The sequence below is a fragment of the Micromonospora sp. AMSO1212t genome (assembly GCF_008868145.1).
In the GTDB taxonomy this organism is placed as follows: domain Bacteria; phylum Actinomycetota; class Actinomycetes; order Mycobacteriales; family Micromonosporaceae; genus Micromonospora; species Micromonospora tulbaghiae.
In genome coordinates this window covers 1-663 of record NZ_WBKS01000269.1, presented here as the reverse complement: position 1 = coordinate 663, position 663 = coordinate 1, and the positions used below count along the sequence as shown (strand labels likewise).

The window sequence follows — 663 nt, the reverse complement described above, 5'->3', positions numbered from 1 at the left end:
CCACCGGGTCCGCCGCGGTAGCCACCGCCACCGCCGCCGGGACCGCCGGGACGACCGGCGCCTCCACCGGGTCCGCCACGACCGCCACCGGGGCCGCCGGGGCGGCCGGTGGTCGGGCGCTGGCTCGGCATCGAGGCCGGGCTCGGCCGCGGCGGCATCGACGCCGGGCTGGGCCGCGGCGGCATGCCGGCCGGGCTGGGACGGGGACCGCCCGCACCGGCGGCCGGGGGCCGCTGCTGCTGGCCGCCCTGGATACCGAACGGGTTGTTACCGGCGCCGCGCGCCGGCGGACGACCGCCGGGGCGGCCACCGGGGCCCTGACCCTGACCCGGACCGCCGGGACGACCGGCGGCCGGGGAACCCGGACGCGGCGGCATGGCGTTCGGGCCGGGCCGCGGACCGGGGCGGGGACCGCCCTCGGCCGGAGGCTCCCGGCGTACGGTCTCGCGCTGCTGCTGGCGGGCGGCCTGGGCGGCCTTGACCGCGGCCTCCTGCTCAGCCTTGAGCGCGGCGGCACGCGCTTCGGCGGCCGCCACTTCGATGTCGTGCGCGCTCGCCGGCTTGGCGACCGGGGTCGCCGGCTGCGGCGGGCCGGGGACCGGGCCCTTGGGCTTCGGTCCAGGGGTCGGCGCAGTCGGCCGCCGGGGCGGCATCGGCCTGGCC

Annotated in this window: 1 pseudogene; it reads right to left on the bottom strand. The window is 82.5% G+C overall.

The window, feature by feature from the left end:
* A pseudogene (locus F8279_RS29760) lies at positions 1–663 on the bottom strand (translation initiation factor IF-2); the annotation flags it as partial.